Source organism: Runella sp. R5_40 (assembly GCF_057652295.1).
The window spans coordinates 1,003,728-1,026,605 of the sequence record NZ_JBYFCH010000001.1; the positions used below are offsets into that span (position 1 = coordinate 1,003,728).

A 22,878-nucleotide genomic window follows, 5' to 3' on the forward strand; every position below is an offset into this window, starting at 1 on the left:
CAATTGTTTTTTATGAATCGTTTTTACCGCTTTGGAATTTTAGGGATTTTAATGATTGTATTTTTAGGCTGGATGATTAATTGTACTGGCACAAAAACCGCATCGCATACTCCCTCGTTTATTAACCTCAATACTTCCGAAGTAATTACGTCGGACTGGATTGATGCCAACCAATGGGTGACGACAACGGTATTTGGCTTACCCGCTCGTACTTGCGAGCTAACGTCCAAACAATTAAGCCCGTCGTTGTTAGAAGGGAATCAGTTGTACGTCTATTCTAAAATTGACGAGCAAATACATCCCATGCCTTTTAACATTCGCCAAAACAGCGCCGAATTGCGTTTTGACTATACCATGCCTACGCCCTCTACCCTAAAAATTGTGATGATTGGCTTGAAAGGCAACCTAAAACCCATGGGCGAGCAGCAGTACCGCTATGTGTTAATTCCAAATTCGTTGGTCAAAAAATCCCCGATTAACATGGGCGATTATGAGATGGTCAAAACGGCTTTTCATTTAGAAGACTAATTTCTTTTTCTGATTTTCTTAAAAATGCCTATACTTGCCGACATCGTGCCAAGTATAGGCATTTTTGCGTTTGCCTAACCTCCAATTTACTATGCTTTATTACCTATTTTCGTATTTAGACAAGACCTTCAATTTCCCTGGGGCAGGGGTATTTCAATATATTTCGTTTCGGGCGTTGGGAGCTACCGTCACCTCGCTCCTCATCGCGGCCATTTTTGGACGACGTATCATTGATTTTTTACGTACCAAACAAATTGGCGAAACCATTCGTGACTTGGGCCTTCATGGACAGATGGAGAAAAAAGGAACCCCAACCATGGGCGGGTTTATCATCTTGGCTTCTTTGTTAGTTCCAGTGCTTCTTTTTGCCAAACTCTCCAACGTCTATATCGTTTTACTGCTCATCACGGCAGTTTGGACAGGCTTGATTGGATTCGTTGACGATTACCTCAAAAAATTCAAAAACAACAAAGAAGGACTTCACGGAAAGTTTAAGGTAGTAGGCCAAGTAGGGCTCGGATTGATTGTTGGGATTACGTTGTCGTTTAACCAACACGTTAAAATTCGGATTTATGACAAACCCCTCATTAGCTCGGCCATTGGCGAGGTTCAACGTTATAACGACCTCATTAACCCTACCGTGACGACGCTTCCTTTCATCAAAAACAATGAGTTTGACTATTCAAACCTTCTTTTTGGACTTCTTCCTGACAGCTATTCTTGGATTATTTATACCATCGTTGCTATTTTCATCATTACGGCTGTGTCCAATGGCTCCAACATTACCGACGGTATCGACGGTCTTGCGGCGGGTACTTCTATTATTATTGGACTTACGCTGGGCGTTTTGGCTTATGTATCGGGAAATGCCAAATTTTCGCAGTATCTCAACGTCATGTACATTCCTAACTCTGGGGAGATGGTAATTTTCGTGGCGGCTTTTGTGGGGGCTTGTATTGGATTTTTATGGTACAATTCCTACCCCGCCCAAGTGTTTATGGGCGATACGGGCAGCTTGATGCTCGGGGGCGTCATCGCCGTTATTTCGTTGGCGATTCGGAAAGAGTTACTGATTCCTATTATGTGCGGAATTTTCTTTGCCGAAAGTCTCTCCGTCATTATGCAAGTGAGTTATTTTAAATATACCAAGAAAAAATTCGGCGAAGGGCGGCGCATTTTCTTGATGTCGCCGCTTCACCACCATTTTCAGAAAAAAGGATACCACGAAGCTAAAATCGTGGCACGTTTCTGGATTGTGGGCATTATTTTGGCCATTGCCACCTTGGTTACGTTGAAACTCCGCTAACCAAACACATCTTTTTTTACAACGGCGAGCAACTTCTATAAGTCACTCGCCGTTTTTGTTTTACACATCCAAAACAAGTAAAAACACGTAGATAAAAACCGTACAATCCCTCAGAAGGGTACGGGTAAAAATCTGCACTTTTGTAAACTTTTTAAATCAGTGTTTTCCTAACTCCAACAAATCATGAATAAGCTCTCGACACTGCTGCTGTGTGCCGCTCTTTTTGTTACTGGATTTTCACAAACTACCCTTGCTCAAACGCAGCCTACTCCAAGTATGCAAGAGCAATATGATAAACTCCACGGAATCAAGCCTAAAACGCCGACCACTGATAAATCAAAAGAAAAAACGAAAACTACTACCCAAAAACCTGAGAAAACCACCGCTCCCTCTAAACCTCCCAAGCAGGCCAAAACGGTTGAGCCAGCCAAGCCCAAACCTACTAAGCCTATCCCTGCGCCAGCACCCGCGATGGCAAGCGAAGGTGGATTTGGGGTAAAAATAGGTCTTAGAGGCGGTGTCAATTACAGTTCTATCACTTCAGATGCCATCACAGCCAGCGGAATCACCGTTAATCCTCTGTTGGGCTACCACGGTGGGTTGGTGGTAGAACTTGGTGGAAAAACGTTTTCAGTTCAGCCAGAAATCCTGTATTCTCAAACAGCCTATAAAATCAGCGCCTCGCAAGCAGGAAGTTTGCTCGTGGGCGAAAGCCGCCTCAACAGTGTGACCGTCCCGCTTTTGTTCAAAGTATCGCTTGGTAATGGCCCCACGAAGTTTTTTATCAATGCAGGAGGCTTTGGAAGCTATGCCCTCAGTGGAAAAGCAAAAACTACCTTTAGTGGCATTACGACCACCACTGACTTGAAATTTGACTCGGGTGATCAACGTCTCGAATACGGAGCTGTGGGAGGTGCAGGGGTAGCGTTGGGACTTGGAAGGGCACAACTGCTCATTGAAGGACGCTACTATTATGGTCTTGGTAGCGACGGGGATGTGCCTGCTGCGAGTAAAATGTTTACGCGAAACATCCAAGGGTCGGTAGGGCTATTGATTCCGCTTGGGGGGAATTAATTAAACGAAATGAGCGCGTGCGTATAAATTCACGCGCTCATTTCGTTTCTTGAAAAGTTCCTGAGCGAATAAATGCTTCTAGGGTATTGAGGTGCTGCGTAAACGCCGTGCGGCCATCGTCGGTAGCGGCGTAGGTAGTGTTGGGTTTTCGTCCAATAAATTGTTTTTGAACACTCACATACCCTTGCTCTTCGAGCGCGCGCAGGTGCGTAGCGAGGTTTCCGTCGGTCAGTTGAAGGAGGTCTTTGAGGGCGTTGAAACTCAACGACTCATTGACAATCAACACCGACATGATTCCTAACCTTGCCTTACTCTCAAAAGCTTTATTGAAATGTTCGAGCATTTAGTGTGTCTTTTCTTTAGTTGCAGTAGGGTAATCTGCTAGCGTTTTATGTCGTACTTAAAATACATGTAAGTTCCATAAACAATGTGAAGAACTCCAAATCCTAGCGCCCAGACCAGTAAGTTATACCCCGTCATAAACAGTGAAATCAACCCTAAAATTACTTCACAAATACCCAGGTATTCGACGTCACGAACGGTGTATTTACTAGCATTGAGCAGGGCTAATCCGTAAAAAATGAGGGTTGCGGGAAAACTCACCCACAAAATACCTCTATAAAACATCGCTAAGCAAAAAATCCCTCCCGTTACGAGCGGAATCATTAAGCTAATGACCAAGCGTTTTGATGTACTATTCCAAACACTTTGCCCCGACTTCTTTGCTTTACGGATGGTAAAGAATACCCCAAAAATTAATGCTAAAACCAAGACGATGGTTCCATCGAGGAGTACAAAACGCATCATTTCACCGCGGGTGAGCTCCGAAACGTCGCTCATTCCGTCATAACTCAGCGCATCGGTTTTGAGACGCAAATACGCCACTAACGCCCCCCCGAGTGCAACAATACCAGCGAATATCCCTGACAAACCACTTAAAGACAGGAATTTTGACGAACGCTGCATCAAATCCCGAATCTCGGTCAAGGTTTCTAATGATTGATTGTGAGAATCCATCTGTTTATTTTATGGAATTTACATATTCAAGAACCAACACCACAGCTTATCGCCAAACACAATCGCTCCCACCACTACAGCCACTACCGATGTTATCATTACGCCTGCCGCCGCCAAATCTTTGGCCGCTTTGATTTGTGGATGGTAGTCGGGTGAAACCAAATCGCACAACTTTTCAATGGCCGTATTAAACGCTTCTGCTGCCCAAACTGCTCCTACCACTATCGCTACCAGCGCCCACTCGAAGCGCTCTAACCCAAGCACCATTCCTAACAAAACTACTCCAAAAGCCGCAATAAGGTGAAAACGCGCATTGTTTTCGTAACGAAATAGTGCTACAACTCCTTCAAAGGCATAGCTAAAACTACGAATCATTTTGCGAATATCAACCATCGAATTTATTCATTCAAAACGCTTTCTACTAACAAAACGTTTTTTTCGTTTGATGCAAAGATAGGGAGAAGACATCAGAAAACTAACGTCCACTCCCTATCTAAGCACTTTTCGGCTAGGTTTTTAGTCCACTTTTACCTTTCCACCACCCGAATAACTTCTAAAATCGCCCGAGTACATGGCATCGGCACTTACGGGGCCAAGCGTGAATGTGCCTTTGGTAATGACTCGAACCATGTAATAAAACGTTTTGGGTTCGGACGTGGCGGTAGTATAATAACTGATACGGTCGTCGCGAATGTCAAAGTGATCGGGAACGGTAGGTGCCTGAATCCACGGCATATCGCGGGGTTCGGTCAAACGTGGGTTTTCGATTTCAAACGACGCTGGGAGCAAATCCGTCACGACAACGTTTTCAACTGGTGAGCCGTCGGTGCTGCTGAGGCTAATCTTTACCACCACCAAGTCGTTTTGTCGGAACGTGCTGATTGGTTGTCCAAAGCGATTGAAGAATTGTTTACGAACGCGCAAACCTGCATCTTCTTCCGTGTAAGTTCCTGTGGCACTGATGCCCTCCGTTTGGGCAAACCAATAGACCGAGCCTTTACCCGAGGCAGCCCCCACCCCACGAAGGGGGCTATTTGTTGAAACTATCAACTCTTTTCCATCAAATTGATACCCTTTTCCATTGATAGTCATTTTGGCAGTTGCCGTCGAATTCGCGTTTTTCTTGGCCAATTTCCCCAACGCCAAAAACGAGAACGCCGCTTCTTGGGTGTTGAGGTACGAACTCGACGCCATCGCTTCTGATAAGCGTCGGGCAAGTCGAGGAATTTGGAGGTTATTCGGGTCGGTTTCAATGAGGGTATTGACCGTCAAAGCCAAGTTACGAATCGGACTAGCAAAACTTCCACCTAGCCCTCTCGTTCCTACAGGAGGCACATAATCGGCGGGCAATAACGCCTTATAACTGCGTTCGTCACCGATTTGCTTGTACGCCGCTGCCAATAAATAGCGCGTGTCGAGCGTCAATAACTGTTGATTTTGTTTGTAATAATTCATCGACGCCCGATTGGCTTTTCCACCCAAGGCCAAGGTGTACAACGAATACATCGTCGTGCGACTCGCAATCGTCAACTGCGTATAGCCGCCTGTTTCGTTATAAACGTAGTCATATTCCGTAGCGGCTGTTCCTGCTTTGGTCGTCAGGTAGTCTAACATCCGCCCCAGCGCCGATGCATTCACCTCAAAACCAGCCCGCTGAGCTTCCAACAAAAAGTGTGTTGCGTAGGCCGTGCCCCAGGCCGACTCCTCGGTACTAGCAGGCCAATAACTTACCGCACCGTTGGGCAACTGCATACTTTCTACCTTTTGAATGGCCGCTTGGACGTTGAAAGTCGGGTTAAAATCGCTTTCGCCTGCTTTGACGAGGTAGGTTTTGGGAGCAATCGTTTTGGCCAACTCCCCAAAATAAAGCTGGGGAAATGCCTTCGAAATCGTTTGCTCAATGCAACCATGTGGATAGCCGAGCAGGTAGTCGAGGGCTTTGGCGTATTGGACCATCGGTGAACGACTCACTACGATTCGGCTCGTTACAGTTGACGGGATAAAATCATTTCCTCGCAAATCAATGGTAGCAGTGCTACCGCCCGCAATTACTCCCGACTGACTCGCTTTGAGCAACGAAGCGGCAGGGCGCACAGTTAACTCCGTTTTTTCGACAAATTTCTCTTTGCCATTATTCACCGTCACCACCACAGAGCCATTGCCCATCGCCTCGGCCGCTTTGATGGTAAAATAGGTTCTGGCTTCTTTTTCGGGGGCAATGCTTAGGCGCTGAGTTACCTGACTAACCGCCGACAACTTCCCGCTGATAGCGATACTTGCCGTGACATTGGCCGCTGTTTTTTCGGTGTTGCTAATATTTACGGGGACAATTACCTCATCGGTTGGGCTCAAGAAGCGCGGCAGGGCCGTACTAATGACAATAGGGTCGGCCACTTTCATATTTTTGTTATTCGATCCAAACGCATTGTCTTTGTAGGCGACGGCCATAATGCGTAAATCGCCCGAAAACTGCGGGATATCCACCTCAAACTCGGCTTCTCCGCTGAGCCCCGTTTCAAGTTGTCCCGACCAGTACGCCACCAAATTCACCCTCCCATTAGAAAGGGGGTTGATGCGTTTTTCCAAATCGTAGCCGTCTCCCCCGACGCTGCTTGTAGAGGCCAAAGATAGTTCGGGAAAAAGGAACGGATATAAGTCGTGGCTATTGACTTCCAAGGCGCGTTTTTGGTAGAAAAACCCGTGAATGTCAGGGGTTTGAAAATTTTTGATTTGCAAAATTCCTTCGTCCACTACCGCGACCGTTACTTGGGCATTCCGCGCAGTTTTGATTTTTATTCTCTGTTTAGTCTTTGAGCGCGATTTTTCAACCGCCACAATTTCTACGGGAATTTTGGTATCTTCTTCTTCCACTTTCACCGAGGCAAAACCGTGCGCTACTGTCAGCGGTAGATTTGAATTATCTAACGGACGAATCAAAGTAGCAGTAACGTAGGCATTGGGCAAATGCTCATCGCCCAACGAGAAAGTAAATTCGGCCGATTTGTTGTCGGTTTCTAGGTAATGATGCTCCAATACCTGATTGCGCTCCACCGTCACCAATAGTTTTCCCGCAAAAGGCGTTTTGAACAACACCTTTGCCTTATCCCCAACTTGGTACAATGGCTTATCGAACTCCATCAACACCTCCCCTTCGTTGCTTACTTCAAACGACGAAGCCGACGTACCTCCCCAACCGTACGCGTAAAAGTGCGTCACCGAATACCCCGCCACGCCGCTTGCCCGACGAATGCGAACTTCGTATTCGCCCGACACTATGGGCACGTATCGTACTTCGGATAGGCCATTTTTAAACGAAACTACGTTGGAATACACTACTTTTTCACGTTTTTTGGACGCATACCGTAGCTGGTCGTTTTGTTTTTCTACGACGGTTTGATACTCCATTCGCACAATGTCCACGTGGGCCGTCGCGGTTGCTTTGGGGCGACCATCTTTGTCCACCGCCACCAAACCAATTGGAACGGGGGCGTTGAGCCCGACGTAGCTATCGGGCATTCGTACCCCATAAAACACGTCTTGGGTAAAGACATCAAAACGCTTGAGGCGATTAACGGGGCGGCCTGTTTCATCAAAAACCGTTACGTAAATTTTTCCTTCCAACACACCCACATCTTGGTACGTAGCAGGAAGCACAAAGCCCTCTTTGGCCTGCCCGTTGTCGTCGGTTACTCCTTGGCGTACGGTGTTTTCGTATTTGCTATTGTTGGGTATATCAAAAATATACTCCTTGTATTTTTCGGCAAAAAAGGCTTTTTTCTTCAACGAAAACTCCATTTCGTAGTTTCGCCCCGAGGCAGGTGGGCCAAACAAATTGAGGGCCGTTGCGTTGAGCTGAATGGTTTGCCCCGTACGGTAATGGTCTTGATTTGCTTTGACGTCCACCTTGATACGGTCGGGCATAAACTCCTCAATGCTCAGTTTTTTGGAGGTCAGCAACACATCGTTGGCATTATACACTTCGACACTGTAGCCGCCCGTGACGGCCGCTTTGTCGAGTGCTACCGACGTTTCAACGGCACCTTGGCCGTTGGTAGTGACCCGAAACGTCTTCAATTCTTTCCCATTGGGTAAAATTACTTTGATTTTCAACGGAATTTCACCCACGCTTTTCCAATTTTGTTGACGAACAACGGTATTAAAGTGCACCGTTTCCCCTGGACGATAGATGTCGCGGTCGCCATACACAAACGCCTCAAAACCCGACGCATTATCGCGTTTGCCTTCTACCTCAAAACGGGAGGTTTCGACTTGGGCATCTTCCAACAACAAGTAGTTAAAGTCCTGAACCGTGTTATCCTCCGAACGCGGCGTTTGGGCCACAATCATCGCAATTTTAAAATTCGGCGCTTTTTCCGACAACTTTTCAAATTTCACCACCCCGTCATTGTCGGTTTTTCCTTTTACAACGGTTTGGTTGTTGGTCGAAACCAAGCTGATTTCCAATTTACCCAGTGGCTCGGCGGTTTTAATCGAGTTGGCAAACACCCACAATTCATCTTTACCTTGTTTGGCAATGAGCCCAATGTCCGACAACGACACCATTTTGATGGCGCGGTTATACTGTTCGTCTTTTGACTGCACCGTCACCACATAAATTCCTCGAAACTCATTGGTCGCGTCGGGAATCCCCAAATTCAACGCTGAAACGCCCTTTACTTTGGGCAAATTATCGGTTTCCACCGTTTTGTCCACTACTACATCGCTGAATACTTGGTTGTAATCTTCGTCGTAGTTGTAATTTCCCGTAGGCCCCCAATTATCCTCACCTCCACCCAAATACCCGTATTCTTCGTAACGGTTGCTGCGGAGGTACTGCAAAATGTTGTTTTCGTAAATTTTCGCAATTTTTACCTGTACTTTCGGAACGTTCACAATCTGGATGCCCACATTTCGCGCGCCTTTTGACGAGAGGTAAATGGCTTTTTTGTTGACAAACGAAATGCTGGCAGGCATCAGCCCAAAAAACAAATCTTTACTGACGGGCTCTTCCAAACGCGCGCCCAAAACTCCTTGCACTTGGTCGGTGAGGGTGAGCACGTAGGTATCAGTTTCGTTAAAATCACCCCGAATGACGAAGCCATTTTCGGTCAGCTCGGCTTTGGTCTGTACGGCGGGCTGAATGCTGTAATAGGTGCTCAAATCCTCGTTTTTCAGTTCTTGCGTCGTAATGACCCGCACCATGCCTCGGTTGTTTTCAAAGCCCGTTTTGACGTCTTTCACTTCGAGCGTTGTTGCCGATGGGATGCTACTCGACAAGGCCAAAGGCGCTGTGCTTGTGTAGGTTGTGTTAGGAACTTTTACCCCTTTTTCAACGGCTACTTCGAGCGGTTGTTCATTTTTATCGGCGAGGGCTTCCCCCAAAGCGACCGTCACCACGGGCGCATTTTGCGTAGGAATGACGGAAGGGTTTAACTTTTTCTCATCGCTCTTGGCACTGAGTTTTCCGCCAATTTCACCACTGCTGAGGTCATAATTAAAATATAACTTGGTTTTTGCCAAGGGTTTACCCGTTTCGCGCGACTTAGTCCAGTAGGTTTCGGCTTCGGTAAGTTGGAGGTAAGGCGTATGAAACGTCACATCGTCGCCCGATACGTCGTAGCGTTTGTCGATGGTTTTCTTGGCCAACTCCTTACTCAATTCGGCGCGGTATTCGGTTGCAGGTTCAAACCCACTCGCAGGCGAAAACACCAATTCGTTGGGAGCTGTCCACTTAAATTTCCCCGCCACGGCAGGAATAAACTCAATAAATTTGGTCGATTCCCAGCTGTTGAGTTCGGACGTAGGAACGATGTCTTTGTTGAACGTAAAAACCAAGTTTTGAGCGAGGTTGATTTCGTCTTCAAAATTTCGACCTACTACTCGAATTTCGTTGAGTTTTCCACATTGTGAGAGGAAGGTGGTGGAAAAAAGCGTGAGTAGAGCGAGTAACCTCACCCTAAATCCCTCTCCTGCTAGGCGAGGGACTCTGAAGTGCTTCATAAAGGAGCGCATTGGAAAGACGGTTTAGAATTTGGCCAATAAACGATGAAAGTTCGGTAAATTGTGAACAGTACGCAACAAAAAGTACGGCCAATTATTTGACGGCTTCGCGAGGGCCTTTTTCGCAATTTTTTAGGGGGTACAGCACGTGTTTTGAAGTACTCGCCACATTTATTTTTACCGCTCCGATGGTTGTATTTGCTTTGGGGCATCATTCTAAACCATACAGCTATGCACATCAATAAATGGCGATTGTTCTGGATTCATTATGGGATTGTTTTTACTGTTTTGTCGTTAATAGCATTTGCTAGTTCATATACATTTTCTCTCATAAGGGAGGGGATTCCTGTAACTGGATATGCACTTAAATTAGATTTATTTTTAGCTCAAGATGCTCCAGTGTTCAATACCCTGTGGCCAGTCGCGATTGCAACTTCTTTTTATTTATTTGTTTTTCAAGATTTAACCAAAAAAAGATATAAACCATTCATTATAAAGCTATTTGTATATATAGGATTCGTTTTTGTTTTCAAAATTTTCCTCTGGGCGTTTAATGATTGGTTAGCGTCTAATTATACCTATGTTTATACCAATGATGAAGCTTGGAGAAAAGAGCAATTGGAGCAAGGACGATTATTTCGCCCTTATGGAGAATTGCTAAAGGAGTCTTTCATAATTCTTGGTAGCAATGGTCTCAGAAATGCGTTTTTAATTATGATTGGGGGAAGATTTATCATAACAATCTTTCTATATACAGGAGCTTTCACCCTCGTCATGTACGTTTGGCAAAATCGTAAGCGGGAAGAAGCACTGGAAAAGCAGCAACGCGAAGTAGAAATTCAATCGTTGAAAGCGCAGTTAAACCCTCACTTTCTGTTCAACTCGCTCAATACCATTTACAGTTCGGCCCTCACCGAAAAAGACACGCCCACGGCGCAGTTGGTACAACAATTATCGGGGATTTTACGGCACAGCGTAGAAGAAATTCGTCACGAAAAAACATCGTTGGAAAAGGAACTGGCATTTATTGAAAAGTACCTCGCCCTCCAACGTGCCCGCTTGCCGCAACACCCCCACGTATCCATCAATACGTCAATCCATTGGGACCAAGAACCCGCCGATATTGCACCGTTGTTGTTGATTCCCTTCATTGAAAATGCGTTCCAATACGGCATCAGTTTGGACGCGCCTAGCTTTGTCACTATTAGCTTAACGATTGAAGACAAAAAACTCCACCTGCGCGTTGAAAATAGCCTTCTAACGGTACAAGATCCCCAAAAAGGGGCAGGAACGGGCCTAGCAAACGCCCAAAAGAGGCTGGAGTTGCTGTATCCCCACCAATATACCTTGGCGTTTGGCCCCGAAAAAAGTACTTTTCTCGTAGATTTGACGCTTCAATTGTAAACCATGAACGTTTCCTGCATCGCCATCGACGACGAACCTGCGGCTTTGGCCGTTATCGAAGAATATACCCACCTTGTGCCATTTTTGGACCTAAAACAAACCTTTGTGAGTCCCAAAGAAGCCCTAGCTTTTTTGAAAAAAGAACGCGTCGATTGCGTGTTTTTGGACATCAAAATGCCCGATTTACTTGGCACCGATTTCGCACGGATTCTTCAGGGACAAACGCAGGTTATTTTTACCACCGCCTACCCCGAATTTGCCGTGCAAGGGTTTGACGTACAGGCATTAGATTATTTGCTGAAACCGATTGAGTTCTCCCGCTTTTTGCAAGCCGCCAATCGCGTCTATGCCCAGCAAAGCCAACGGGTGGAAGGGCAGGGTTACATTTTTGTGAAAGAGGGCTACGATTGGGTGCGCGTGTCGCTGGGTGAAATTCAGTACATTCAATCAGACACCAACCTGTTGTTTATCTACGAACGCAGCCGTCGCGTCATTACACGCATGACTGTCACCGAACTGCTTCGCATTTTACCTCCTGAGCGTTTTTTACGCGTTCATAAGTCGTATATCGTCGCCATTGAGGCAATCCTCAAAATTGAACGACATCAATTGGTATTGCCCAAAACCACCATTCCCATTGGTGAATCGTACCGTGAAAGCGTGGAAAGAGTGTTGTTGGGATAAAAAACAAAAAAGTTTAAATTTGTAGAAAAAGCATAAAATGGCGACCGAACAGTTACTGTTAGAAGAATTCAACAAATTACCTACCCCGTTACAGCAGGAGGTTTTGGACTTTATTGGTTATTTATCTTCAAAATACCATTCAAAGCGTTCTGCGCCAAAACGCAAAGCGGGAAGTATGAAAGGATTGGTCACGTATATGTCTAATGACTTCAATGCTCCTTTAGAAGATTTTAAAGATTATATGTAGTTCCAATGATGTATTTACTAGATACGCATACCATGTTATGGTATTTAGAAGATAACCCCCAATTATCATCTAAAGTAAAAAAACTGATTGAGAATGAGACCTGTTTCGTTCACATAATTTCTTTTTGGGAAATCGCAATCAAAATTTCTATTGGGAAACTATCTCTTTCATATGATCTTGATCAATTGATTTCACAAGTACAAAAAGAAGCCATTACCATTTTACCAATTTCCGAAAATGCAATAAAAACAGTAAAAGAACTGCCTCTCTACCACCGCGACCCTTTCGATAGGCTACTCATTGCTGAAGCTCTTTCTAATAATTATGTTTTTCTAAGTGTAGATAATCAAATAGACCCTTATCCTATTAAAAGGACTTGGTAAAAAACAAAAGCCGCTCATTTGAACGGCTTAGTGTCTAATTCGGATATAATTTTCGTCAATAACAGAAAAAGCTCCTTGAAAATCTGTCCCATGTTGACGAAAGGCATCGCATACAATCTTGACTTTTTCAGGCGTGGGCATTGTATCCTTGAGACGCACTAAGACAATGCCGTTGTGTTTTTTACTATCTCTATAAACCAAATCGCCAAAATCTTTATCTCTGGTCAATAAAAGTCGGCCTTATCGTACAGATAAATCCAATACTCCCTCGTCGGGTAATGACGGCACTTCTTCAGCGATATATAAAACATCGAAACCCGCCTCTCTTAAACCTAAGACAAGGCGGGCTTCAATCCCTTCATCCGCGACAATTTTCATGACGCTAATTTGTAGAATTTCATATCTCTAACCGCTTCCGCTGCAATGGCAAGCGCTGCATGAATGGCTTCACGAGACAGCCGTGGATAGTCTAAAAGCAACTCTTCCTCGGTTTGACCTGCTGCTAACTTTTCTAAGATTAGCTCAACAGGAATGCGAGTACCTTTGATGACGAGCTTTCCCATCATTACGTCGGGGCTTGACTCTACAAATTTTGCATAATCCATAGCAGGTTTCATTTAAACGTAAAGCATTACTTCTAAACCCTACACCAACGCCCCATACAACGCTTCGCGTTGGGCTTTTACGCGTTCGTCGGTGATGTATTCATCGTAGGTCATCATCTTGTCCAAAATACCATTTGGCGTGATTTCGATGATGCGGTTGGCAACCGTTTGGATGAATTGGTGGTCGTGCGAGTAGAACAACATCGCGCCTTTGAAATCAATCAAGCCGTTGTTCAAGGCCGTAATTGATTCCAAATCCAAGTGGTTGGTTGGGTCGTCTAAGGTAAGGAAGTTCGCCGCCGAAAGCATCATTTTCGACAACATACAACGTACCTTTTCTCCTCCCGATAACACACTTGCTTTTTTGAGCGACTCTTCGCCCGAGAAAAGCATCCGTCCCAAAAACCCACGGATAAAGCTTTCATCTTTTTCTTTCGAGAACTGACGTAGCCAATCCACCAAGTTATCTTCGGTTTTGAAGAAGTGATCGCTGTCTTTCGGGAAATAAGCATTCGTAATCGTTACTCCCCATTTGAAATCTCCCGCATCTGGCTTGATTTCCTCGTGCAAAATTTCAAACAAGGCCGTTATTGCCAATGTATTACGCCCGATAAAAGCAATTTTATCTTCGCGATTCACACGGAATGAGATATTTTCAAACAACTTCGTACCGTCTTCGGCCGTTTTCGACAAGCCTTCTACCGCCAATATTTGATCACCAATCTCGCGCTCAGGCTTGAAGTTGATGTACGGATACTTACGCGACGAAGGCTGGATTTCGTCCACGTTGAGTTTGTCCAACATTTTCTGACGCGCCGTTGCTTGTTTTGACTTCGCTACGTTGGCACTAAAGCGGCGGATAAACTCCTCCAATTCTTTGCGCTTTTCGTCGGATTTCTTGTTCTGATCAGCACGTTGTTTCAACGCCAACTGGCTTGACTCGTACCAGAAGGTATAGTTACCACCGTACAACTGTACTTTGCTAAAGTCAATATCAACCACGTGCGTACACACTTGGTCAAGGAAGTGACGGTCGTGGGATACTACGATGACGATGTTTTTGAAGTTGTTCAAGAAGTTTTCCAACCACATTACCGTTTCTACGTCCAAGTTGTTGGTAGGCTCATCAAGGAGTAGAATATCGGGGTTTCCGAAGAGTGTCTGGGCCAACAATACCCGTACTTTTTGGCTGGGGTCGAGGTCAGTCATTTGGGCATAGTGAAGGTCTTCCTTAATTCCCAAACCACTCAACAATGACGCCGCTTCGGGTTCAGCTTCCCAACCGTTCATTTCGGCAAACTCCGCTTCAAGGTCAGCGGCTTTCTCACCATCGGCTTCGGTAAAGTCTTCTTTGGCATAAATCGCGTCTTTTTCGAGCATGATTTCGTACAAACGCTTGTAGCCCATCATGACCGTTTGTAAGACTTGGTATTCGTCAAACTCAAACTGGTTTTGTTTCAAAACCGCCATCCGCTGGCCTGGCGTAATCGCTACGCTTCCTGTTTGTGGGTCGATTTCACCTGAAAGAATTTTTAAGAACGTTGACTTGCCTGCTCCGTTGGCTCCAATCACCCCGTAGCAGTTTCCTGGGTTAAATTTAATATTTACTTCGTCGAAAAGCACTCGTTTACCGTAGCGCAACGACACATTTGAAACCGTTACCATTTAATGAATTGATATTTTCTGTGAAAGATGGTGCAAAATTACGAATTTTTCGGGTGAAAGTTGGCACTTATTCCTATCTCTGTTTGAAGAGTTTCTTGGAGGTAATTGTTTCAAATTTAGGGTTTATGTAGGTTTGTACATCAACAAACGACATTCCATTGAAGACGCTCGACCTACGCTCGCTTTCGTCAGATGAACTCCATGCTTGGGCTTTGCAACAAGATGCCATCGACCCACTTCGCAAGTTTCGTTCTCAGTTTTTTATTCCTGAACAAAACGGTACTCCTTTGACTTATTTTTGCGGCAATTCGCTTGGTTTACAGCCTAAAACGGCCCGAACGGCGGTTGAGCAAGAACTCACTACCTGGCAGCAACACGGCGTAGAAGGATGGTTTGAGGGAGAAAAACCTTGGCTAAGCTATCATCGGTATTGCCAACAAGCGCTTGGGCAAGTCGTGGGGGCTTTGGATGAGGAAGTTTGCCCGATGAACCACCTTACCGTGAATCTTCACTTGATGCTGGTATCATTCTACCAACCAACTCCTCAGCGATACAAAATTTTGACCATCGCAGGTGATTTTCCGTCGGACCAGTATGCCCTTGAAACCCATCTAAAATTCCGTGGCTATGACCCCGCCGATGCCCTCATCGAAGTAGCTCCGCGCAGCGGTGAATATACCATTCGACTAGAAGACCTCCTCGAAGCCATCGAAACCCACGCCAACGACCTCGCCTTGGTTTGCATGAGTGGCCTCAATTATTACACGGGGCAGGTCTTCGACATGCAAACCATCACCGTAAAAGCCCACTCATTAGGCATCAACGTCGGGTTTGACTTAGCCCATGCCGCTGGAAACATTCCAATGCAACTGCACGATTGGGGCGTGGACTTCGCCGTTTGGTGTTCGTACAAATACCTAAATTCTGGCCCAGGCGGGGTATCGGGCGTGTTCGTTCACCAGAAGCACCATTCTTCCAACCTTGTACGCTTGGCAGGCTGGTGGGGCTACGAAGAAAATCGTCGTTTTGAGATGACCAAAGGCTTTGTCCCCATGGAAGGTGCCGCAGGGTGGCAATTGAGTACTCCCAACATCATGGCTTTGGCGGTTCACCGCGCTTCGTTGGCTATTTTTGAAGAAGCGACCATGCCTCTTATTCGTCAAAAAAGTGAAGCGCTAACAGGATTATTGGCAGAAATTATCCGTCGATTGAATGAATCAGGGACTAAAATTGAAGTGATGACGCCCACCGACCCCTCGCAACGGGGAAGTCAGCTTTCACTGTTGATTGAGGGAAAAGGGAAAGCTGTTTTTGATTATTTGGTCGAAAACGGCGTGATTGGCGATTGGCGCGAACCCAATTGTATCCGCCTTACGCCCGCCCCGCTTTATAATACCTTTGAAGAAGTGTGGCGAACAGGAGAAATGTTACGAGCGGTGATTTAAGCAACAGCTTCCCGAAAGTTTTTAGAAGCAAGACCTTCCCGAAAGTTGTTGGAACTTTCGGGAAGGTATGACACAGACATTCCAAGTTTTTGAAACTTGGAATGTCTCAACCATTTATTTCAAATCCGCTAATTTATCCAAATCAATATCGCCAAGCACCGACTTTATTTTGTCGATACCCACACCGTTTCCGCGCACATTCACGATGTAGCGATTGGCGACTAAGACCGAAATTTCACCGTCTTTTGAGTCGGAATTGTATTTTTCAAACGCTTTGTGACCGTCGTATTCGGTTGTTTTTTCGTAGCCGTGTTCAGTTTCTTTATCTACCGACGCCATCGACCACGCGGCCATTCCCATCAGCGCTACGCCCGTACCCGCTACGTCCACAATTTCGACATCAATGCTTTGCCCGTTATCATCGCTGTAATCAGCCTTGGCCGTAGATACGCCGAATCCCATCGCCGCCGTTTTTTCACTCGATGCTTCTTTGCGTTTGAGGCCATCGGCATCCGCGGGTAGCAATGCTTTCAGCAATTTAGGGTCAACCGTTTCTTTAGGGCCTTCTTTCGACATTTTCTCGGCTTCGTCCGCTATTTTTTGCAGGGCTTCCAAACCATTTTTAGGTTCTTCTTTGGCTTTTTCTTCTTCCGATTTCCCAGCACAGTTCGACAGTACAACCGATACTGATAACAGTAGGGTTAAAAACGAAATCTTTTTCATGAGTTCAGGATGATTTTTGTTAATAAAAAAAGGGGACTAGATGTCCCCTCTAAATTACAGTTTTTTCAACACTAGACCCCGTCTTACTTTTTAAAATTAGTATTCGGTTACAGCTATCTCGTATTTCATCCAATGCGGTTGGCTTCTTCTACCGAGGCATCAGTAAATATTTTTTGCTCTTTGTCTTTGTTCTTGAGGGCATATACCAAGAAAAACACCCCTAGTAATACCGCAGGAACGCTCAAAATTTGTCCCATATTAAAGGTGAGTTCGTTTTCAAAAGCCACTTGGTTTTCTTTGAAAAACTCAATGACAAAACGAAGCCCAAAAACCCAAATTAGGAAGATACCTAACAATAAGCCCTGTGGAGTTTGTGCTTTGCGTTTGTTCCAAATCCAGAACAAAAGAAGACACAATACCAAGCACGCAATGGCTTCGTATAATTGGGCTGGGTGACGCGGGTACTGCGTAAACTCAAAGTTGTGCGTAAAGACAAAGCCCCAAGGCATGGTCGTTACTTTTCCTACAATCTCCGAGTTCATCAGGTTACCCATGCGAATAAAACAGCCTGCCAGGGCAACAGTAATCACAATACGGTCAACCACCCACAAAAAGTTGATTTTTTTGGAACGAGAATAAATAAACAAGCCCAACAAAATACCTATGGCTGCTCCGTGACTTGCCAAACCCGCAAACGGAGGGGTAATAACTTGAAGAGGGTTTTTAAGCAGAACCTCTGGTTCGTAAAACAAGAAATGGCCAAATCGTGCTCCTATAACGGTCGTAATCACCATTGTTAATAAGAGTGAGTCCAGTAACGTTTCTTTTAAGCCTTCCTTGCGAAAAATGTGAGACATGATGCGCTGGCCGACCAAAAATCCTGATGCAAATAACAATCCATACCAGCGAATCGAAAAACTACCAATGCTAAAAATTTCGGGATTAACGTCCCAGATGATGTAGCCAAACATAAATGACTGATTTTGAATAAAGGTATCAATGATACTAAAACCTCTACAAAAATCAACAAAGATTATTAGAAGTACATAATGCTTTGGCTCGAAATGTTGAAATTAGCACCTACCCTAACAACAAATTACTGACTATAAGCGAGTTAAATATATACCGTTTGAAAACAAGTTCAGATCGGAGGTTGCTTACAACCTCCGACGCATTAAAATTCCCACTTCCCTTTTTGGTAAAAGTCCATGATTTGACGTTGGAGCGTCAATTCGTAGTTGGAACGAATAGCATTGGCTTCGGCGCGGGCCAAGTTTGCTTTGGCAAGGGTATATTCAAACACACTGGCCGTTCCAGCGGTTAATCGACTTTCGGCGGCTCCAAAATTAGCCCTTAACGACTCCACTTGGCTTTGCGCTGCTGCGTAGCGGTCGATGGTCGCGGCCAGCAATTGGGTTCCTTGCTCAATCGCTTGGCGAAGTTGTTGTTTGACCGTACTTACTTGGTTTTCCGCCAACTGTTGCTGCACTTTCACCGTTTCGACGCGGGGGCGTATCTGCCAACGGCCCATGATGGGTACGTTCAAACCCAAACTCAACGAGCCGTTTCGGGTAGCGTCTAATTGTTTGAAATAGCTACGTTCGGCGTTTGATGACGCATAAAAAGCGCCAAAATTCCCTGATAAACTCAACGATGGCAGGTTATTGGCCTTGACGGCCTTGATTTGACTCGCAAAACTTCCCAAACGCAATTCACTGCTTTTGATTTCTGGCAACATTTTTACGGCATCTTCATAGATACTCTCGGCACTCAATGTCGTTGCCGCTACATCTCTCGATTCGACAGGCGCAAAGGTGACGGTTCCATCGGGTGGCAAATTAAGCAATTGAAAGACGGATAAACGGGCCAATTGTTCATTGTTACGGGCCGTTACTTCGTCAAATTTATCATTGGCCAACTGCGCCTTAATTTCGTACAGGGTATTTTGGCCCACCGTTCCTGCCGATACTTGGCGCTCTACTCGCTCCACTTGCTGCTGCGAAGACGTTACTTGTTCTTGGGCGGCTTTGTGCAAGGCTTCGGTCGCCAAAACTTGGACGTAGGCTTGCAGCAATCGAATGATTTGCTGGTTGAGGGTCGCTTCTTGGTTTTTGATGGCGGCATCACGCAGGGCTATCCCCTGCTGAATTTGGTGCTGAATCTGAAAACCTTGAAAAAGAGGCATCTGAAAGCCAACCCCTACGTAGTTGGTATTATAAACTTGGTCGATGTACCCGTTGGTAAAACGGTCGATACTGCGCCCGAAGTTTAGGTTTTGACCCGCATTAAAACCAATTTGTGGCAGCTGCTGCGATTTGTTTTGCTGCAATTGGGCCGACGCTCCCCGCGCTTGTAGTTGGCTCTCGCGGTAGGTAAGGTTATTTTTTTCAAGAATGCTTACGCACTCTTTGAGCGATACCGTTTTTTGTGCCATCACGGAAGTTGAAAACGCCAACGCTCCTATGGCTATCACCAATTGAATTGTTTTCATTGAATTTCTACCAATAAATATGACTCACTTCTTTATGAAACCCAGCCGTCTTTCAATCGAATGACTCGATTTCCGTAGGTGGCATTTACTTCCGAGTGCGTTACTTGTACGATGGATACTTTGTCTTTTTCGTTGAGTTCTTTGAACAGTTCCATAATTTGCTGGGCTTGTTCCGAGTGCAGGTTTCCCGTTGGTTCGTCGGCAAAAATGATGCTTGGTTCGTGGACAATGGCCCGTGCAATACCGACCAACTGCTGCTGCCCTCCCGAAAGCTGGCTAGGGAAAAGGTCTTTTTTAGCGACCATATTAAAGCGGTCGAGCAGTTCGGCTACCCTGCTTTTCCGCTCCGACGATGATGTTCCTTTGTACAACAACGGTGTTTCGATGTTTTCATAGACCGTCAGTTCGTCAATCAAATGGTACGCTTGAAAAACAAACCCAATGCGGTGGCGGTGTAATTCGGTGCGTTTTTTCTCGCTGAGTTTGTCAACGCGTTCGTCAAAGAAAAAATATTCGCCTTCGGATGGTTCTTCCAACAACCCTAAAATGTGCAAAAGAGTGGACTTCCCTGAGCCTGACGGCCCCATGATGGACACAAACTCTCCTTCATTTATGTCTAAATTGATGTTTCGTAGTACGTACGTTTTCCCAAATCCTGCGGGATAATACTTAGAAATACCTTTGAGCTGAATCATGAATTGTGCTGTTGTATAATGTATAGTTTGTAGTCATTACACGAGTTGTGCCAGTATGCTATTCTGTTGATTATCAAACCTAAAGCCATACCGCAAAAATAAAAAACGTCCGAAAACGGACAACATTTGTACGCCTTCGGACGAAGAAAATATCGTTTATTTAGACCTAGGCAAAGTGCATTTGCTCTTTGCCCATTTGTCTTTTGCTTGCTTATTTAGCGTAAGCGACCGAGCGCATCTCGCGGATAACAGTCACTTTAATCTGGCCAGGGTACTGCATTTCTTTCTCAATTTTTTGCGAAATATCAAACGAAAGCTTGCTGGCCGTTTCGTCGTTTACAGTATCTGAATTGACAATCACGCGCAACTCACGACCCGCTTGAATGGCGTAACATTTGTCCACACCTGGGAAGCTGGTTGCCAAGTTTTCGAGGTCTTTCAAACGTTGGATGTACGATTCCATCATTTCGCGGCGAGCGCCTGGGCGAGAACCTGAAATCGCATCACACACCTGAATAATCGGCGACATCATGCTTGTCATCTCAATTTCGTCGTGGTGAGCCCCAATCGCGTTGCAAACCTCTGGGTTTTCTTTGTATTTCTTGGCCAATTCCATCCCCAAAATTGCGTGTGGCAATTCTGATTCTTCGGGCCAAACCTTTCCAATGTCGTGCAAAAGCCCCGCCCGTTTCGCCAATTTCGCATTCAAGCCCAACTCTGCCGCCATCGCTGCGCAAAGACGTGCCACCTCGCGTGAGTGCTGGAGCAAATTTTGGCCGTACGACGAGCGGAAGCGCATCCGACCTACCATTTTCACCAACTCAGGGTGCAAGCCGTGTACGCCCAATTCGATAACGGTACGCTCGCCAATTTCGACGATTTCGTCTTCGATATTTTTCTTGGTTTTTGATACTACCTCTTCGATACGTGCAGGGTGAATACGACCATCTTGTACCAAACGGTGCAACGACAAGCGGGCGATTTCACGACGAACGGGGTCAAAACCCGAAATAACGATGGCTTCTGGCGTATCGTCCACGATGATTTCGCAACCCGTAGCGGCTTCGAGTGCGCGGATGTTGCGCCCTTCGCGACCGATGATTTTACCTTTTACGTCGTCACTTTCGATGTTGAATACCGAAACCGTATTTTCGATGGCATGTTCAGAAGCCGTGCGCTGAATCGTCTCGATAACGATTTTCTTGGCCTCTTTGGTAGCGGTAAGTTTTGCCTCGTCGATGGTGTTTTTGATAAACGCCGACGCCTGCGTTTGGGCATCTGCCTGAATCGCTTCGACCAACTGCTGTTTTGCTTGTTCGGCCGTAAGGTTAGCAATGCGCTCCAATTGCTCTACCTGAGAGCGGTGCATTTTTTCGGCTTCTTCGCGGCGTTTGGTCGCTACTTCCGTTTGTTGTTCGAGATTTTTACGAAGACCTTCCAACTCATTTTCGCGACGTTTATTTTGTTCCGTCATCTGGTTGAGTTGCTGCTCGCGCTGTTTGATTTTCTGCTCGTTCTGAAGAATAATCTGTTTCTTCTTGTTTGAATCTTCCTCAAACTCACTTTTCAATTTGAGGTATTTTTCTTTGGCCTCAAGGATACGGTCTTTCTTTATATTTTCGGCCGAAATTTCTGCATTCTTGACAATCTCAGCGGCGCGCTGTTGAGCATCATCTTCCATCTTTTTATTGGCTTTTTTGATGGCAAAATACATGATAGCTGCTCCAACGGCTGCCGAGATGGCGGCATCAAGCAATAATATTGGATCCATTTTTTTGTGCTGTGTGTTTGTTGGTTTAACATATTCCCAACGCCCATCAACGAACGGAGCAAGACTGATTGGTTCAAGAACGATTTCGACAAAAAAGCTGGCTTAGGGCTGTGTTGTCGATTGGAAGTTATTTTGTATCGTGTCTAAGTTCTTGAAGACATCTTCTTTCAATGTCCTCAAATCATAGTCGCCTTTTAAGCGTGCTACTGTAGCATCAAGGCAAACCATCGACAGTATTTCTTCTAAATGTACTTCTCCTTTTTTATTTTTCATCCGATATTCTATTTGCTCTGTCACCAGTTTGGCGGCTTTTCGTATCAATTCTTCCTCAAACTCAGAGCTTGTACGAAGTTCAAACGATTTGTTACCAATTGTGATATTGATAGGAGGCCGTTTCTTTTTGGATTCCATTGGTGTCAAATCAAATAGTTCGTAACAGCGTTATCGTTTCCTCTATGTATCGAATGTAATCGTCCAATTTGCTATTCAGTTCCGTTATCGCGTTGGCGTTTTTCGGGTTTTTTACAATTATAGACAATTGTTTGAAATTATTTAACTTTTCCTTCAAAGAAACTTCTTTTTCGCGCAATTGTTTGTTTTCTGTTTTTAAGGTTCGTAACTGTTGTCGGGTTTCTTTTAGTTCTTCACTTTGTTTTTCGTGCGCCTTTTCGAGCTGTTCAAAACGCATTTTCAGCTCCTCGTGCGTCACTTTTTCAAACTGTAAAGTAACTTGCAACGTATTGATACGCTGTTCTATCTGGCGAAACTGCATATTGAGCCGTTCCAGCACATCGCTATTGCCATACGTTACAAGTTTCCGTTCCAAGTCTGGCATCGCTT

21 protein-coding genes and 1 pseudogene are annotated in these 22,878 nt (G+C 45.3%); 8 read left to right on the forward strand and 14 right to left on the reverse strand.

All coding sequences use genetic code 11. From position 1 onward, the window contains the following. The first annotated feature begins 12 nt into the window (after nt 1–12). The 3 genes from AC23N5_RS04340 (at nt 13) to AC23N5_RS04350 (ending at nt 2,908) form a co-directional block, all read left to right on the forward strand. Nucleotides 13–528, forward strand: coding sequence for a hypothetical protein (locus AC23N5_RS04340; RefSeq protein ID WP_183977225.1), 516 nt, complete (start codon nt 13–15; stop codon nt 526–528). A 91-nt stretch (nt 529–619) separates the two neighbouring features. Beyond that, nucleotides 620–1,834 carry a phospho-N-acetylmuramoyl-pentapeptide-transferase gene (gene mraY / locus AC23N5_RS04345; RefSeq protein ID WP_183977223.1) on the forward strand — a complete coding sequence of 405 codons (1,215 nt, stop codon included), beginning with the start codon at nt 620–622 and terminating at the stop codon, nt 1,832–1,834. Between the two features lie 183 nt (nt 1,835–2,017). After that, nucleotides 2,018–2,908, forward strand: coding sequence for a porin family protein (locus AC23N5_RS04350; protein WP_487754595.1), 891 nt, complete (start codon nt 2,018–2,020; stop codon nt 2,906–2,908). 37 nt (nt 2,909–2,945) lie between these two features. Here the strand turns inward: AC23N5_RS04350 and AC23N5_RS04355 are convergent, their stop codons facing one another. From AC23N5_RS04355 to AC23N5_RS04370, 4 genes are all read right to left on the reverse strand, one after another. Further along, a complete protein-coding gene (locus AC23N5_RS04355; RefSeq protein ID WP_122932904.1) occupies nt 2,946–3,251 on the reverse strand; it encodes a winged helix-turn-helix domain-containing protein in 306 nt (101 codons plus the stop codon). A gap of 38 nt (nt 3,252–3,289) precedes the next feature. Then, nucleotides 3,290–3,925, reverse strand: coding sequence for a hypothetical protein (locus AC23N5_RS04360; protein WP_183977220.1), 636 nt, complete (start codon nt 3,923–3,925; stop codon nt 3,290–3,292). A gap of 18 nt (nt 3,926–3,943) precedes the next feature. Then, a complete protein-coding gene (locus AC23N5_RS04365) occupies nt 3,944–4,318 on the reverse strand; it encodes a diacylglycerol kinase family protein (RefSeq protein ID WP_487754596.1) in 375 nt (124 codons plus the stop codon). Between the two features lie 123 nt (nt 4,319–4,441). Further along, nucleotides 4,442–9,925: an alpha-2-macroglobulin family protein gene (locus AC23N5_RS04370; protein ID WP_487754597.1), complete on the reverse strand. Its 5,484-nt coding sequence runs from the start codon at nt 9,923–9,925 to the stop codon at nt 4,442–4,444. Between the two features lie 231 nt (nt 9,926–10,156). Between AC23N5_RS04370 and AC23N5_RS04375 the strand changes: the two genes are divergently transcribed. Genes AC23N5_RS04375 through AC23N5_RS04390 form a run of 4 tightly spaced genes read left to right on the forward strand, consistent with a single transcriptional unit; the run spans nt 10,157 to nt 12,643 of the window. Next, nucleotides 10,157–11,329 carry a sensor histidine kinase gene (locus AC23N5_RS04375; protein ID WP_487754598.1) on the forward strand — a complete coding sequence of 391 codons (1,173 nt, stop codon included), beginning with the start codon at nt 10,157–10,159 and terminating at the stop codon, nt 11,327–11,329. 3 nt (nt 11,330–11,332) lie between these two features. Beyond that, on the forward strand, nt 11,333–12,013 hold the full coding sequence (locus AC23N5_RS04380) for a LytR/AlgR family response regulator transcription factor (protein ID WP_487754599.1): 681 nt from the start codon (nt 11,333–11,335) through the stop codon (nt 12,011–12,013). A gap of 37 nt (nt 12,014–12,050) precedes the next feature. Beyond that, nucleotides 12,051–12,260: a type II toxin-antitoxin system VapB family antitoxin gene (vapB, locus tag AC23N5_RS04385; RefSeq protein ID WP_183977212.1), complete on the forward strand. Its 210-nt coding sequence runs from the start codon at nt 12,051–12,053 to the stop codon at nt 12,258–12,260. Nucleotides 12,261–12,265: 5 nt separating this feature from the next. Further along, on the forward strand, nt 12,266–12,643 hold the full coding sequence (locus AC23N5_RS04390) for a type II toxin-antitoxin system VapC family toxin (RefSeq protein WP_487754600.1): 378 nt from the start codon (nt 12,266–12,268) through the stop codon (nt 12,641–12,643). A 27-nt stretch (nt 12,644–12,670) separates the two neighbouring features. Here the strand turns inward: AC23N5_RS04390 and AC23N5_RS04395 are convergent. The 3 genes and pseudogenes from AC23N5_RS04395 to AC23N5_RS04405 form a co-directional block, all read right to left on the reverse strand. After that, nucleotides 12,671–13,021 (reverse strand): annotated as a pseudogene (locus AC23N5_RS04395) (DUF5615 family PIN-like protein). Then, the gene (locus tag AC23N5_RS04400) at nt 13,018–13,248 is read right to left on the reverse strand and encodes a DUF433 domain-containing protein (RefSeq protein ID WP_487754601.1); all 231 of its coding nucleotides are present in this window, start codon (nt 13,246–13,248) and stop codon (nt 13,018–13,020) included. The pseudogene AC23N5_RS04395 and the gene AC23N5_RS04400 overlap by 4 nt, the downstream one beginning before the upstream one ends. A gap of 39 nt (nt 13,249–13,287) precedes the next feature. Next, on the reverse strand, nt 13,288–14,913 hold the full coding sequence (locus tag AC23N5_RS04405) for an ABC-F family ATP-binding cassette domain-containing protein (protein ID WP_183977208.1): 1,626 nt from the start codon (nt 14,911–14,913) through the stop codon (nt 13,288–13,290). 158 nt (nt 14,914–15,071) lie between these two features. Here AC23N5_RS04405 and kynU point away from each other — a divergent pair, with 158 nt between their 5' ends. After that, nucleotides 15,072–16,358, forward strand: a complete 1,287-nt coding sequence (gene kynU / locus AC23N5_RS04410; protein WP_487754602.1) for a kynureninase — start codon at nt 15,072–15,074, stop codon at nt 16,356–16,358. 114 nt (nt 16,359–16,472) lie between these two features. Here the strand turns inward: kynU and AC23N5_RS04415 are convergent, their stop codons facing one another. From AC23N5_RS04415 to AC23N5_RS04445, 7 genes are all read right to left on the reverse strand, one after another. Continuing rightward, nucleotides 16,473–17,081 (reverse strand): transposase, encoded by a 609-nt coding sequence (locus tag AC23N5_RS04415; RefSeq protein ID WP_183977205.1) that lies wholly within the window; start codon nt 17,079–17,081, stop codon nt 16,473–16,475. A 125-nt stretch (nt 17,082–17,206) separates the two neighbouring features. Continuing rightward, nucleotides 17,207–18,052: a prolipoprotein diacylglyceryl transferase gene (lgt, locus tag AC23N5_RS04420; protein WP_183977203.1), complete on the reverse strand. Its 846-nt coding sequence runs from the start codon at nt 18,050–18,052 to the stop codon at nt 17,207–17,209. A 203-nt stretch (nt 18,053–18,255) separates the two neighbouring features. Next, nucleotides 18,256–19,572 carry a TolC family protein gene (locus AC23N5_RS04425; RefSeq protein WP_487754603.1) on the reverse strand — a complete coding sequence of 439 codons (1,317 nt, stop codon included), beginning with the start codon at nt 19,570–19,572 and terminating at the stop codon, nt 18,256–18,258. A 32-nt stretch (nt 19,573–19,604) separates the two neighbouring features. Beyond that, entirely contained in the window at nt 19,605–20,267 is a 663-nt protein-coding gene (locus AC23N5_RS04430; protein WP_183977199.1) for an ABC transporter ATP-binding protein, read from the reverse strand. Nucleotides 20,268–20,478: 211 nt separating this feature from the next. Continuing rightward, the gene (gene rny / locus AC23N5_RS04435) at nt 20,479–21,981 is read right to left on the reverse strand and encodes a ribonuclease Y (RefSeq protein ID WP_374758003.1); all 1,503 of its coding nucleotides are present in this window, start codon (nt 21,979–21,981) and stop codon (nt 20,479–20,481) included. A 159-nt stretch (nt 21,982–22,140) separates the two neighbouring features. Then, the gene (locus tag AC23N5_RS04440) at nt 22,141–22,449 is read right to left on the reverse strand and encodes a cell division protein ZapA (RefSeq protein ID WP_183977195.1); all 309 of its coding nucleotides are present in this window, start codon (nt 22,447–22,449) and stop codon (nt 22,141–22,143) included. A 10-nt stretch (nt 22,450–22,459) separates the two neighbouring features. Then, entirely contained in the window at nt 22,460–22,864 is a 405-nt protein-coding gene (locus AC23N5_RS04445) for a hypothetical protein (RefSeq protein WP_487754604.1), read from the reverse strand. Nucleotides 22,865–22,878 lie beyond the last annotated feature (14 nt).